This is a genomic window from Amycolatopsis sp. PSD-21 (genome assembly GCF_055561455.1).
Window position 1 is genome coordinate 5,433,572 of the sequence record NZ_CM145712.1, and the last position, 13,528, is coordinate 5,447,099.

12 protein-coding genes are annotated in these 13,528 nt (G+C 70.4%); 3 read left to right on the forward strand and 9 right to left on the reverse strand.

Annotated features, from left to right (window positions below; genetic code table 11):
- Positions 1 to 319: 319 nt before the first annotated feature.
- From ACZ1DY_RS25490 to ACZ1DY_RS25530, 9 genes are read right to left on the reverse strand one after another with little or no spacing between them, the layout of a single operon-like run.
- On the reverse strand, positions 320 to 1,789 hold the full coding sequence (locus tag ACZ1DY_RS25490; protein WP_465481099.1) for an isochorismatase family protein: 1,470 nt from the start codon (positions 1,787 to 1,789) through the stop codon (positions 320 to 322).
- Complete coding sequence (locus ACZ1DY_RS25495; RefSeq protein WP_257486092.1) at positions 1,776 to 2,417, reverse strand: SRPBCC family protein; 642 nt, start codon at positions 2,415 to 2,417, stop codon at positions 1,776 to 1,778. Before ACZ1DY_RS25495 ends, ACZ1DY_RS25490 begins: the two co-directional genes overlap by 14 nt.
- Entirely contained in the window at positions 2,414 to 2,914 is a 501-nt protein-coding gene (locus ACZ1DY_RS25500) for a (2Fe-2S)-binding protein (RefSeq protein ID WP_192741901.1), read from the reverse strand. Before ACZ1DY_RS25500 ends, ACZ1DY_RS25495 begins: the two co-directional genes overlap by 4 nt.
- On the reverse strand, positions 2,911 to 5,316 hold the full coding sequence (locus ACZ1DY_RS25505) for a xanthine dehydrogenase family protein molybdopterin-binding subunit (protein ID WP_465481100.1): 2,406 nt from the start codon (positions 5,314 to 5,316) through the stop codon (positions 2,911 to 2,913). The genes ACZ1DY_RS25500 and ACZ1DY_RS25505 overlap by 4 nt, the downstream gene beginning before the upstream one ends.
- On the reverse strand, positions 5,313 to 6,179 hold the full coding sequence (locus tag ACZ1DY_RS25510; RefSeq protein ID WP_126734261.1) for an FAD binding domain-containing protein: 867 nt from the start codon (positions 6,177 to 6,179) through the stop codon (positions 5,313 to 5,315). Before ACZ1DY_RS25510 ends, ACZ1DY_RS25505 begins: the two co-directional genes overlap by 4 nt.
- Positions 6,176 to 7,564 (reverse strand): MFS transporter, encoded by a 1,389-nt coding sequence (locus tag ACZ1DY_RS25515; protein WP_257486090.1) that lies wholly within the window; start codon positions 7,562 to 7,564, stop codon positions 6,176 to 6,178. Before ACZ1DY_RS25515 ends, ACZ1DY_RS25510 begins: the two co-directional genes overlap by 4 nt.
- A gap of 34 nt (positions 7,565 to 7,598) precedes the next feature.
- Positions 7,599 to 8,870: an FAD-dependent monooxygenase gene (locus ACZ1DY_RS25520; protein WP_465481101.1), complete on the reverse strand. Its 1,272-nt coding sequence runs from the start codon at positions 8,868 to 8,870 to the stop codon at positions 7,599 to 7,601.
- Complete coding sequence (locus tag ACZ1DY_RS25525; protein ID WP_465481102.1) at positions 8,848 to 9,645, reverse strand: maleate cis-trans isomerase family protein; 798 nt, start codon at positions 9,643 to 9,645, stop codon at positions 8,848 to 8,850. Before ACZ1DY_RS25525 ends, ACZ1DY_RS25520 begins: the two co-directional genes overlap by 23 nt.
- Positions 9,642 to 10,688, reverse strand: coding sequence for a 2,5-dihydroxypyridine 5,6-dioxygenase NicX family protein (locus ACZ1DY_RS25530; RefSeq protein ID WP_016335108.1), 1,047 nt, complete (start codon positions 10,686 to 10,688; stop codon positions 9,642 to 9,644). Before ACZ1DY_RS25530 ends, ACZ1DY_RS25525 begins: the two co-directional genes overlap by 4 nt.
- Positions 10,689 to 10,884: 196 nt before the next feature.
- Between ACZ1DY_RS25530 and ACZ1DY_RS25535 the strand changes: the two genes are divergently transcribed.
- The 3 genes from ACZ1DY_RS25535 to ACZ1DY_RS25545 all read left to right on the forward strand — a co-directional run bounded on the left by ACZ1DY_RS25535 (position 10,885) and on the right by ACZ1DY_RS25545 (position 13,197).
- Positions 10,885 to 11,385, forward strand: coding sequence for a MarR family winged helix-turn-helix transcriptional regulator (locus ACZ1DY_RS25535; RefSeq protein ID WP_126734265.1), 501 nt, complete (start codon positions 10,885 to 10,887; stop codon positions 11,383 to 11,385).
- 154 nt (positions 11,386 to 11,539) lie between these two features.
- Positions 11,540 to 12,202 carry a HEAT repeat domain-containing protein gene (locus ACZ1DY_RS25540; protein WP_465481103.1) on the forward strand — a complete coding sequence of 221 codons (663 nt, stop codon included), beginning with the start codon at positions 11,540 to 11,542 and terminating at the stop codon, positions 12,200 to 12,202.
- Positions 12,196 to 13,197, forward strand: a complete 1,002-nt coding sequence (locus ACZ1DY_RS25545) for a HEAT repeat domain-containing protein (RefSeq protein ID WP_465481104.1) — start codon at positions 12,196 to 12,198, stop codon at positions 13,195 to 13,197. The genes ACZ1DY_RS25540 and ACZ1DY_RS25545 overlap by 7 nt, the downstream gene beginning before the upstream one ends.
- Positions 13,198 to 13,528 lie beyond the last annotated feature (331 nt).

Consider the following 13,528-nt stretch of genomic DNA (forward strand, 5'->3'; position numbering starts at 1 on the left):
AAACTGCCGGTCCCGTTGGTCGTGAGTGGCGATTCGGCTTAGAACCCGAATCGCCACTCACGAGACCAGACCCACTCGGTACCGCCGGGTACTGGGCTTGACCGGGGGTTGCGAAAGCCACTTTCGAGACGTCTGGTGTCCCGAAAGTGGCTTTCGCGACACCGGCTCCAGCCCCCAGGCCCCCACAGACCGGGCCCGGGGGCAACGGCGGCCGGAAGCCAGTAGGTACCTAAGACACCCTCGGCTAGAACCCGAACCGCCACTCACGACCAACGGGACCGCGCACCGTCCCGTTGCGAAAGTGGCTTTCGCAACCCCCTCACAACAGTTTTCGCAAAGCGTCCCGCAAAGCGCCGAGGGCGGCCTCGGGCTCATCCCAGAAGATCATGTGCCCGGCCCCCGGGATCTCGACGAGTTCCGCCGACGGATTGCGCTCGGCGGCCTCGGCCGCCCCGTCGGCGGTGACGACAGGACTCGCGCCGCCGTACAGGAAGTAGGTCGGCGCGGGCACCTTCGGCCAGTCGTCGAAGAAGTCCTCCGATTCGAAACCGGCGTGGGTCGCGGCGATCGCGGAACGGGAGCACGAAGAAAGCCAGCGAGCACGCAGTTCCTGTTCCCGGCGCGGCCATCGCGGCCAGGACCGGGCGACCTCGTCGGCGTCGGTGCCCCGGCGGGCCTGGGCGAGTTGCCCGAGGAAGGCGTCGAGGGTGGTGGGGTACGGCGCCCGTCCGGGGCCGCTCAGCGGCGGGTCGGCCAGCACCGTGCCCCGGTACGGCCGGCCGGTGGCGGCCCGTGCGGCGATCCGCGCGCCCATGGAGTGTCCGAACAGGATCGGATCGCGCAGCCCGAGTCCGTCCACGACCGCCTCGACGTCCGCGGCGTAGCTCGCCAGGTCGTAGTCCGGCGCGTCATCGGACAGCCCGCGCCCGCGGACGTCGAGCACGAGCGGGCGCACGAGGTCCGTGAGCTCCCGCGCGACGAAGTCCATCGTGACCGCCGGGCTGGTGATCCCCGGCAGCACGAGTACCGGGACTCCGTCGGACGGCCCGTAGTCGAGCACGTGCAGCCGGACCGGCCCCGAGCGTACCCACCGGCTGGTCGCCGGAACGTCGCCGAGATCCGCCAACGCGGGTTGACCGAGCGTGCGGTGATCCTGTTCCGCGAGGTACGCCAACGCATCGTCAAGGTCGACGACGTCCGCGTATTTCGCCTGCAGGTCGAACAAAGCGGCGTCGTGCGGTCCCTGAGCGCGGTCACCGCAGGCTTCCCGGACGACCAGCGTGTTGAAGCCCGACTGGACGGCATCGACCGCGGTCGCGCGGACGCATCCCGAAGTCGTCGCGCCGCAGACGACGACGGTGTCCGTGCCCAGACTCGTCAGGAGCGCGGCCAGCGAGGTCCCGTTGAACGCCGACGCGCCCTTCTTCAGGATCAAATGGTCGCCTTCACGCCGTTCGAGCCGTGGGTCGAGGGCGATCGCCTCGCTTCCTTCCCGCAGCGCCCGCATCCCTGGCGCTTTCCGAAGCCACGCGACGCCGTCACCGTCGGCTTCGGCGGGTGTGTAGCTGATCGCGGTGTAGATCACCGGGATGTCCTGCCGACGCGCCTCGGCGACGAGAGCGGCGGTCGCGGTCACTTCGGCGGTGAGGTCTGCCCCAGACGGGAAACCGGGCTCGGTGAACCCGCGGGTCAGGTCGACCACGACCAGGGCCGGGCGCGATCCGCGCGGCACGCTCGCGCCGAAACCGGCTCGGTCGTACACGCTGTCGAGGCCTTCATCGACGGGCACGCTGCAACTCCTTGATCAGTTTGTCCTGAGTACGGATCCGGCCCAGCAACCAGCCCTGGAACAACCCGAGGGCCGCGGCGGCCGCGATCACGCCGTAGCGTTTGACGTTGTCGGGCACCAGCATCGCGAGACCGTCGAGGGCTTCGCCGCCGTCGGCCGGAGCGGGTTTCGCCACCGGCGCGGGACCTCCTTCCAGCTGGTCCGCGAGATTGCGGGCGAACTGGTCGAGCAGCCGGGTGGAGACGGCGCCGATCGCGCCCTTGCCGAACTGGGCGAGCTTGCCGCGGATCGAGAGATCGGTGCGCAGCTCGATGGTGGCGCCGCCGGGTGCCTCGCGCACGGTCAGCGTCACGTCGGCCTCGGCGTCGCCGTTGCCATGGGCGTCCGCTCCCCTGGCCACCAGCCGCAGGCTGCGGTCGGCGGCGGTGACGTCGGTGAACCGCACGGTGCCCGAGTAGGCGGCGGTGATCGGGCCGACCTTGACCTTGACGCGGCCGAGGTAGGCGTCGTCCTGCCGCCCGTCGAGGGTCGCGCCCGGCAGGCAACCGGCCACCCGCTCGACGTCGTTGATCAACGCGAAGACCTCGTCGGGTCCGGCCGGTACGGACAGCTGGTTTTCCAGGATCACGCTGTCGCCTCCTTCTGCTGGGCGTGGCATCGGCGGGTCGCGGTCGCCTCGATCGCGTCCACGATGGTCTGGTAACCGGTGCAGCGGCACAGGTTCGCCGAGACGGCCTCCCGGATCTCCTCGCGCCCCGCGTCCGGCCGCTGGGCGAGGAATCCCTCGGCCAGCATGAGGAACCCGGGCGTGCAGAACCCGCACTGCAGGCCGTGGTGCTCGCTGAAAGACCGCTGCAGATCGGAAAGTTCACCGTCGCGTCCCAGCGATTCGACCGTGCGGATCTCGGCCGACTCCGCCTGGACGGCGAACATCAGGCACGCCCGCACCGGTTCCTCGTCGACGAGAACGGTGCACGCGCCGCACACGCCGTGCTCGCAGCCGACGTGGGTGCCGGTGAGCCCGAGGTCGTGGCGCAGGACGTCGAGCAGGGTCTTGCGCGGTTCGACGAGGGCCTCGTGCGCCTCGCCGTTGACGTTCAGGACGATCAGGTGCCGGTCGCTCATGATGGGACGCTCACTTCCTGGTGGATCTCCGCGTCGAGCGCGGCGAGCACGGTCTGCGGATGGACCGGGGTCGTGTCGAGTTCGACCCCGGTGCGGCGCAGCGCGTCGTTGATCGCGTTCAGCACCGCGGCCGGCGCGCCGATGGTGCCGCCCTCCCCCGCGCCCTTCGCACCGTTTTCCGTGAAGGCGCAAGGGGTTTCGAGGTGGGTGACGGTGATGTCGGGGATCTCCGTCGCGGTCGGGACGAGGTAGTCGATGAAGCTCGCGGCCGACGGTTCCCCGTTGCCCGCGTAGGTGACCTCCTCGAACAGCGCGCCGGCGATGCCCTGCGCGATCCCGCCACGGCACTGGCCGTCGACGACCTGCGGATGGATCACCACGCCGCAGTCCTCCACGCACGCATAGCGCAGGATCTTGATCTGGCCGGTGCCCGGATCGGCCTCGACGACCACGGCGTGCGTGGCGTTGGAGAAGGTGCCGTCGCCGGGCACGTCGAAACTCGCCGTGGCCGTCAACGTCGGTTCGACGTCCTTGGGCAGCAGGTGACTGCGCAGGTAGGCCACGTCGGCGATCTCCTCGAACGACGCGCGCCGCTCCGGATCGTCGATCTGGACGACACCTCCGTCGCCGTCAAGGCGGACGTTGTCGGGACTCGTTTCCAGCAGGTGCGCGGCGATCCTGCACAACAGTTCGCCGAGCTTGTCTGCCGCGAGTGACACCGCCGAGCCGCCGATCGTCACCGAGCGGGACGCGAAAGTCCCCCACCCGTAGGCGATACGCTCGGTGTCGCCCTGGCGGAGCTTGACCTGGTCGAGGTGCAGCCCCAGCCGGTCGGCCACGATCTGCGCCAGCGTCGTCTCGTGGGACTGGCCGTGGTTCATGGTGCCGCTGGTGACCACGACGGAGCCGGTGGTGTCCATCCGGATCTCGGAGATGTCGAAACCGGGGACCACCGCCATCTTCCGCTTGGCGAAGGCGCCCGAGCCGTATCCGGTCCGCTCGGAGAAGCAGCAGTAGCCGATGCCGATATGCCTGCCCTCGGCGGCGGCACGGTCCCGGAACTCGTACCAGCCCTCGTCCCGGATCGCCGCTTCGGCGAGTTCGAGCGATTCGCGGTAGGTGCCGGGGTCGTAGGTGATGGCGTTGACGCCGGTGTACGGGAATTGCGTGATCACGTTGCGCCGCCGGATCTCGACCGGGTCAAGGCCGAGTTCCCTGGCCGCGCGTTCCATCACCCGTTCGATCGCCATCACGTACTGCGGACGGCTGACCCCGCGGTAGGGCGCCGTCGGTGCCTTGTTGCTCGCGATGGCGCGGGCACGGACGCGGTACTCGGGCACCTGGTACACGCTCGGCATCTCGGCCGACGCCATCAGCGGCTCGATCCCCGCCGTGAACGGGTAACAGGAGTACGCGCCCATGTCGCAGACCACGTCGACGTCCAGCGCGGTGATCCGCCCGTCCTCGTCGAACGCCGCCAGCGTGCGGTAACGCTGTTCCCTGGCAAGGAATCCGGCCGTGAGCGCCTCACGGCGGTCTTCGATCCACTTCACCGGCCGGTTCAGCCGCCGGGCCGCCGCCGCGACCGCGATCTCCTCACGGCCGACGACGCATTTCTGCCCGAAACCCCCGCCCATGTCCGGGACGGTGACGCGCACGGTGCGTTCGGGGACCCGCAGCGAACGGGCCATCGCCGTGCGCACCTGATGCGGCACCTGCGTGCACATCTGGACGAGCAACTGGTCGTCATGGTCGTCCCAGGAGGCGACCACTCCCCGCGTTTCGAGTGGGAGCGCGTTCTGCCGTCCGCTCTTCGTGACGACCTCGACGACGCGGCCGCCGCCCGCGCGGGCGGCCTCGAACGCCGCGTCGACACCGGGTGTGTCGAACATCGACACGTCGACCAGCACGTTGCCCGGCGCCTCGTCGTGGACGAGCGGCGCGTCCGCGGCGAACGCCGACTCCTCCGACACGATCGCGCCGAGCGGCTCGTAGTCCACCACCGCGGCTTCGACGCCGTCCTCGGCGCTGTACGGATCGCGCGCGACGACCAGCGCCACCGGTTCGCCGGTGAACCGCACCTTCTCCCTGGCGAGGATCGGCATCGCGGTCGGCGAGAACTCCTCGGGCGGACGGTCGAGGAGGGCGACGATGTCACCGAGATCGAGGTCGGATGCCGTGTAAGCGGCGACAACGCCGTCGACCGCCAAGGTGGCCGACAGATCGATCCCGGTGATCGTGCCGTGCGCGACCGTCGATCGCACGAAGGCCGCGTGCAGCATTCCTGGCAGTTGGATGTCGTCGACGAAGCGGCCCCGGCCGGTGAGGAACCGGGGGTCTTCGCGCCGGGGCACGGACGCGCCGACCCAGCGGCCGTCACGCCCGTCGAACCGCGGAGTCATCGCGTTTCTCCTTTCTCCCAGGCCTCGTGCAGCGCCCGGGTGACGAGGGTGCGCGCCAGCCGCCGTCGGTAGGCGGCGCTACCCGCCGCGTCGTCGGGCGGATCGATGGCCGCCGCGGCGGCCTCCCCGCACTCGGCGAACAGCTCCGGTCCCGGGACGCCGCCGTCGAGCAGCGCCTCGGCCTCGGGCACCCGGACGGGCGCTGGGGCCACACCGCCGAGCACGACCCTGCCCCCGTGCTCCGCGTCGATGCTCACCGCGGCGTCGACGATCGCGAAATCACCGTGACGGCGGGCGAACTCGGTCAGCGCGGCCCGGGGCGACGGACGGGTGAAGCGCACCGCGGTCACGACCTCGTCGGGTTCCACGGCCGTGGTGTAGAAGCCGTGGAACATCTCCTCGGCCGGGATCTCCCTGGGCCCGCGCGGACCTTCGGCGACGATCACCGCGTCGAGCAACAGGGCGAGCAGGCACCATTCCGCGGTCGCGTCACCGTGGACGACACTGCCCGCCACCGTTCCGCGGGACCGGATCGGCAGATGCCCCACCCACCGCATCGCGCGGGACAGCACGTCGAAATCCGGCCCGAACTCGGCCACCTCGACCGCCCGATGGGTGACCAGCGCGCCGATCGTGAGGCTGGAACCGTTACGCCGGAACGAGTTCAGCGCCGGTTCCCGCCGCAGGGGGCCCAGATCCACCAGCGCCGTCGGCCGGGCGAGCCGGAAGTTCATCATCGGCATCAGGCTCTGCCCGCCCGCGATGAGCTTCGGGTCCTCGCCCGCCGCGGCGAGCTCGCCGAGCAGGCCGACGGCGTCGGTGACGTCGTGGGCCCGGTGGTACCGGAACGCGGCGGGCTTCACAGAGCCGACCTGGTTTCGGCGGATGGCCCGGCCGGGTCGACGATCCGGTCGAGTTCGCGGCCGCGGGTCTCCGGCGCGCCCACCTTCATGAACAGGACCGCGGCCACCACGAGCACACCCAGCACGGCGAAGGTGAGGGGCAACCCGAGCACCGGCCACAGCACACTGCCGAACAGCAGGGGCGCGAAACCGGTGATCGCCCGGCTCGACGACGACGCCCAGCCGAACCCCGAGGCCCGGAGTTCCGTCGGGTACAGCTCGGACACGTAGGCGTACATCACCGGGATGACCACCAGCGCGAACAGGCCGAACGCGCCGATCGCCACGACCGCCGCGGCAGGCGTGTCGAGCAGCAGGGAGAACACCACCAGCGACAGCGCGGTGAGCGGACCGGCGACCATGATGATCCGCTTGCGGCCGACCTTGTCGACCAGGAGCACGGCCACCGCGACACCGACGATGCCGGTCGCGTTCATGAGCGCGGTCGACGCGAAGGCGGCGATCTCACCGAATCCCTGAGCCCGCAGGATCGACGGCATCCAGCTGAGCGCGGCGTAGTAGACCAGCATGACGCTGATGAACAGCGACCACGCGACCGCCGTGATGCGCGGGTTGAACGCCCACACCCGGCGCAACTGGTCGAACGCGGCCGCGACCGCGCCACCGCGGGTGTCCTCGACCACCGCGGGCGGGACCGTGTACGGCTCCGGTGTCGCGCCCGTGCGGCGCACGAGGTCGTCGATCACGGCCCGCGCCTCCGCCTCACGGCCCTTGCGCACCAGGTACAGCGGCGATTCCGGGACCCCACGCCGCACCCAGAACAGCAGCAGCGCCGGCAGGATCATCAGCACCAGCATCCAGCGCCAGTTCCCCTCGACCGGGAGCAGCAGGGTCGCGGTGACGGCGGCCAGCGTGGTCCCGATCGGCCACCAGCCGTCCATCGCGGACAGGACCCGGCCTCGATGTTTACGCGGGGAGAACTCGCTGACGATCGCGTAATCGACCGGGATACAGCCGCCGAGTCCGATCCCCGCCAGGAAACGCAGGGCCAGGAACGTCTCGACGTTCGGCGCGAACGCCCCGAGCACGGAGAACAGCGCGAACAGCAGCAGCGTGACACTGAACGCCCGCTTCCGGCCGATCCGGTCTGCGATCGTGCCCCAGACGACCGCGCCGACGGCCATGCCGATCAGGTTCGCGGTGGCCACCAGGCCCTTCCCGCCGGCGGACAACCCGAATTCCGTCCCGACCAGCGGGGTGAGGAATCCGTTCAGCGCGACGTCCCAGGCATCGAACATGTAGCCCAGCCCGCCGATGAGGAAGATCTTTCCCTGCACGCTCCAACGCCAGGGCAGGTCCTGGACGATCTGATCACCAGTACGCATGAACCACTCCGATGCGATTGCCGGCCAGCGCGCCTCAGCGGGCGAACTGGTAGTGGATGGACTCGGTGTCGGGGTCGGTGAGCGGGCTGCCGTTCCACAGCCAGTCGTAGGACACGTCGGATTCGCCGTCGAAGCGCCGCAGCTTCTCGTCCCGTTCGCGCTGCTCGGGACCGTCGGGCAGATGGTAGAAGTCCATGTTCTGCAGCGAAGCGTCCTGGACCATGCCCGCGTGCTTGGCACGCCGGTCCACGTAGCGGACCAAGGCTCCGTCGATCCCGTCGCGGGTGACCCGCCCCAGCTCCTCGGCCAGCACCGCGGCGTCTTCCATCGCCTGGGACGCGCCTTGCGCCTGGTACGGCAGCATCGCGTGGCACGCGTCGCCGAGCAGGGCGACCCGGCCGTCGACCCAGACCGGGTCACGGCGGCGGCGGTACATCGCCCACACCGAGACGTCCTCGTCCTTCGCCTTCGCCAGCATCGTCGGAACCCGATCGTCCCAGTCGTGGTACTCGGCGGCGAGTTCGGCGGCGGTGGCCGGGCCGCTCCAGTCCTTGGCGACCGCTTCGGTGCACGGCACGATCGCGACCACGTTGAGGTACTCCCCGCCGCGGATCATGTAGTGCACCAGGTGTTTGTTGGGGCCGTACCAGATCGTGGAGTGGTACCGGTCGACGAGGAACCGGGTGGCGGGGTCCTGCGCGATGAGATCGCCGGAGATCAGGGCGCGGTAAGCCATCTCGCCGGAGAACGCGAGGGTGTCGTCGAACCCGGCGAGGTCGCGCACCGAAGACCGGATGCCGTCCGCTCCGACCACGATGTCACCGGTGAACCGGCGTCCGTCGGCGGTGATCACGGTCGGCCGGTCCGGCGCCGACCGGTCGAGGTCGACCACCCGCGCGCCGGTCGCCACCCGCACCACCGGACCGGGGACGTCCGGATCGAGGCAGGCGTCCAGCAGGACTCCGTGCAGGTCGGCGCGGTGATAGTGCCAATAGGGCGCGCCGTACTGGTCGGTCACGCGCCTGCCGAGCTCCAGCTGGGCGATGATGCTCCCGTCGGCCCAGCGACGGCGCACCTGGTCCTGCGGCTCGGTCCGCACCCGCTCGAGCCGGGCGCGCAGGCCGAGCCCGATGAGGATCCGGCTGGCGTTCGGCGCGGTCTGGATCCCCGCGCCGATCTCGCCCAGCGCAGGGGCGGCCTCGACCACGGTGACGCGCAGACCTCGTTGCCGCAGGGACAACGCGGCACAGAGCCCACCGAGCCCGCCGCCGACGACAACGACCTCAAACGACTGACTCGCGGCCATGGCCGCCTCCCGTCTTCGTCATGGCTTTCGCGCCCTTGAGCAAGCTCCCCGCGCCGGGCACCCACGGCTCCACGCCGAGTTCCGACAGGATCCGGAACGTCGTGGCCGTCGCCGCGGACAGGACGGGGATCCCGATCTCGTCCTCCACCGGCTGGATCGCGGGCAGCGAAGGCATCTGGACACAGGCGGAGAGTACGAGTGCGTCCACATCGGACAGATTCAGTTTCCGGTGATGCTCCCGCAGCCCCGCCGGGTCGAGCCGGGCGACGGCGAGATTGTCGGAGACCTCGAGGGAAAGCGCGTCCGCGACCTCGAACCCGGCGTCCTCGATGTAGTCCGCCACCGCCTTGGTCAACGGCTTCATGTACGGCGTGATGATCGCGACCTTGCGGGCACCGAGCGCGCTGAGCCCGGACAACAGCGCACCGGCGCTGGAAACGACCGGCGACTCGCAGCCCTCTTCGCGCAGCACGCGCGTGATGTCGTCCTCGGCGGTGCAGTGATAACCGGGGCCCTGGGCCATGATCGCCACCAGGCACGCGGTGGCGACCACGTCGGGCTTGGCGTCGGCGAGTTCGGCCGCCGCGCGCCCGGCCTGGGCGTTCATCGCCCGCAGCTGTTCGGGTTCGACGTGCCGCATCCTGGCCCGCGCGGAGTGGAAGACGAACCGGTCCCCCGGCTCGGCCTCCTCCCTGGCGCGCAGCATGCGTGGCAGCTCGGTCTCCATGGTGAGGTTCGAGCTGGGGACGATCATCCCGATGTGGTGGTCGCTCATCGGCGGGCCGCCGGACGCATCTCGGCGACGGTCAGCTCGCCGTTGTCGACGATCAGTTCGTCGTCCAGGTACAGGGAATTGCCGCGCATCGGGATGTCGAAGTGGCAAGGCGTGTCGTTCGGGCCGCCGAGCTCGTTGTTGGGGCCGATGGAGAACATGACGTTGCCGTAGAAACTCCGCAGTTCCATGCCCATCCCGCCGGGGAACTGGGTCAGGCCGTGCCAGTGGGCGCGTTCGTCGAGCCCCCAGCCCACGTGACTCATCCCGTAGCCGCGCGGATCGTCGAAACTCTCGATGTACGAGCGCAGCAGATCCGCGTCCAGTCCGGACGATCCGGCGCCACCGCGGATGTCCCGGATGAACCCCTGCTCGATGGTGATCTCCACCGGCGTCTGTACGTAGGTGTTGAACGGCAGCAGTACATCCCCCGGCGACAGCACGATCTTCCCGTCGACGCCGTCGTCGGCCCCGCCGGTGAACACGAACGCCGCCGGCCAGTGGTCCCAGCGGCCGGGGGTGTCGGTGTAGCCGTATTCGGACAGCGTCGGGTACACGCCGAGCTGATAGGTGACGTCGGTGCCCGCCGGGCTGGTGATCCGCATCGTGCCCGCCTTGGCGAGGAGTTCCGCGCCGATCTCCACCCGCTCGCGCAGTTCCTTCGTCGGCATGAGCCTGGCCAGCAGCTCGGGCGGTTCGACGGCGGTGAGGATCCGGGTGCCCGCGTCCTGGATGGCGAACTGTTCCTTGCTGAACAACAGGAACGTGCAGTCGACCACCATGTCCACGCTCTTCAGCGCCTCGACCGCCAGCGGGATGTTCCCGAGTCCCGAGTCGCCGACCGCCCACGCGCCCGCGGCGCTGACCGGCGACGGCAGCCGCATGTGGTACGCCGAGGCACCCAGCTGCTGGGCGGCCCACAGGAAGGCGTCGGCGTACTCCGCCCGTTCACCGCCGCGGGTCAGCACCACCACGGTCTCGCCCTCGTGCACCCCCGAGAACGTCAACTGGCGCAAACAGATGTCGTTGAACAGGTTCCGGTCCATCGCCGACCACCTCCATATTGATCCGAGCACGTACTATCCGGGTACGGAAGACCGGTCTTCATACGAACACGTACTATCCGGATACGCAAGAGGTGACCGCGGACAGATCTCGGCGGCCTGCCGGTGAGCGACCGTCCGGACACGTAGGATCACCGCGGGGGCCCGGGCAGCGGGTTGGAGCCGACAAGGAGCAACGATGGGTGAATCGGCGCGCACGGGCCGGCGCAGGGACGACACGCCGGCCGTCGCTCCCGCGACGCCGTCGGACCTGCTGGCGGCTCCCGGCTACGGCGCGCGCAGGCTGTACCAGGCGTACCTCGCCGCGTGGAACCGCCATGTGGATCCGGTGCTGACCGGCCCACAGTTCGCGGTCCTGTCGGCGGTCCGCGCCTATCCCGGCAGCGACCAGAGTTCCCTCGCGGGCGCCGTCGCGCTCGACACCTCGACGATGGCCGACCTGTGCCGCAGGCTCGAACGGCGGGGTCTCATCCAGCGCGTCGAATCCCCGCACGACGCGCGCCGCAAACTGCTTTCGCTCACCGACGAAGGCAAGTCGGTCCTGAGCCAGGTGAACCGCCGCGCCCGCCGCCTGGACAAGGCGCTCCTCGACGGCGACGACGACGTCGACATGGCGGCGTTGCTCAACGCGCTCGGTGCCCGCTGGGAGCGGATCGCCGAGGTCGACAAGCTGCGCTGAGAGCCTGTCGGCGGAGCTGCGACGTGCCTCGCGACGTCGATCGCGGACGCGGGTTCGCCAACAGGCACCGAGGCCGACACGCCGGGTTCCGGCGCTCCGGGGTTGACCTTGACATCGTGACAAGGTCTTCACTGAAGCGCAGGAGGTGGTTCCCATGAACCCGACCACGGACACACCGCTGCTCGACGCGCTCGGCGCCGAGGACTCGTCGACGCGGCTCAAGGCCGCCATGGCCGCAGGCACCCGGCCCGACCCCCGCTTCACCGACGCCCTCGTCGCGCGCTGCGCGGTCGAGCCCGACTTCTTCGTCCGCGACATGCTCACCTGGGCGCTGACCCGGCTCCCGCCGGCGAGCACGGTGCCCAAGCTCCTGGTGGAGCTCCGGTCCGAGCGGGCACAGGCGCGGAGCCAGGCGCTGCACACCCTGTCGAAGATCGGGGACCGCACCGCCTGGCCCGCGATCACCGAGTCCTTGTTGCACGACGCCGACGACGAGGTCGCGCGGAGCGCCTGGCGTGCGGCCGTCATCCTCGTGCCGGACGGCGCACGGGCCGGGCTGGCCGCGGAACTGGCCATCGAGCTCGGCCGAGGTGACCGGAACAGGCGGCTGAGCCTCAGCCGGGCGCTCGTCGCGCTCGGGGATGCCTGCGAGCCTGCCCTGCGGAAGGCCTCGGAGAGCCGCGACGACGCGGTGCGCGCGCACGCCTTCGCCACGGAGCGGCTCCGCCGCGACCCGGAAGCGGGTTTCGACGTGACCGCGGACGAGGCGAAACGGATCGTGGCGCTCGGCCCGCAGGCCGGAGGATCGGCGTGCTGATCGGCGAGGTGGCGCGGCGTTCGGGAGTGAGCTCCCGGATGCTGCGCCACTACGACTCCCTCGGGCTGGTGCGGCCGACGGGACGCACCGTCGGCGGCTACCGGGAGTACCAGGACGAGGACATCCGCCGGATCTTCCACGTGGAGAGCCTGCGCTCGCTGGGATTGTCGCTGCGCCAGATCTCGCGCGCGCTGGAGGACCCGACCTTCACGCCGTCGACGCTGGTCGGCGACCTCATCCGCCAGGCGGAAGACCGGCTGAACCGGGAACAGGAGCTGCTCGCGCGGCTGCGCACGGTCGACGCGTCCGCGCCATCGGACTGGCAGGACGCCCTCCGCATCGTGGAACTCCTGCGAGGGCTCACTTCGCCTCACGCGGCACGTCGCCAGCAGGCCGTCCTGAATCCGGCCGAAGACCTGCCGGTTCCCGCCGACCGGATCGCCGGCGCGATCCTGACCGAGGCCGACCCGAACGTCGCCGGAGCCCTGCGCTGGGCTCTCGCGCGGGCGGGCGGCGAGGGGGTGGCCGAGGTGGCGGCGGGGCTGCGCGCGGACGACGCCGACGTCCGGCAGCGCGCGGTGCTGGCGCTGGCCGAGATCACCGGCGACGAAGCGGACAAGGCGCTCACGGAGGCGCTTGGGGACACCGACGCGAGGGTGCGCGGGCCCGCCGCACTCGCCCTGGGCGGGAGAGGCACGACCGCGGCCATCCCCGTCCTGGTCCGCATGATCGTCGACGGCACGAACGACGTCGAAGCCGCGGAGGTCCTGGGCGCGCTGGCGGAGAACCCCCGGTCGGAGGAACGGATCGTGGCCGCTTTGACCGACGCGCTCACCGACGATTCCGCGGTCCGGATCCGCGTGGTCCAGGCCCTGGCGGAGATTCCGGGGGCCAAGGCGGGCGGCCTGCTGGAGCGGCTCGCCGGGGACGCCGATCCGGCTGTCGCGCTGATCGCGTCCGCCCTGTCCGGCCGGGACCGGACTGTTGAAGGATAAGCGACCTTTTCGTCCACAAGGGACACTTCAGGGCGGTGCGTTCGTGGGCCCGTCGGCGTTCTTGTCGCGCAGCCAACCACCAACCCGGCCTGCCTGTGGACAACTCGGCTCACGCGGCGCTTGCGGCGGCACGCTGGGTTCGGGTGTTCCCAATGTCGCATTAGAGACAGTCAGCGTCCCGAATGCGACATTGGGAACACCCGAGCGGCGAAACGGCAACAGTGGCAGCAGGAGCGTGTCAGGCGAAGCAGCGGATCGGCGCGCCGTTGAAGGCGACCATGTCCGCCAGCGCGGCCTCGGCAGACCGTTGACGTTGCGAAAGCCACTTTCG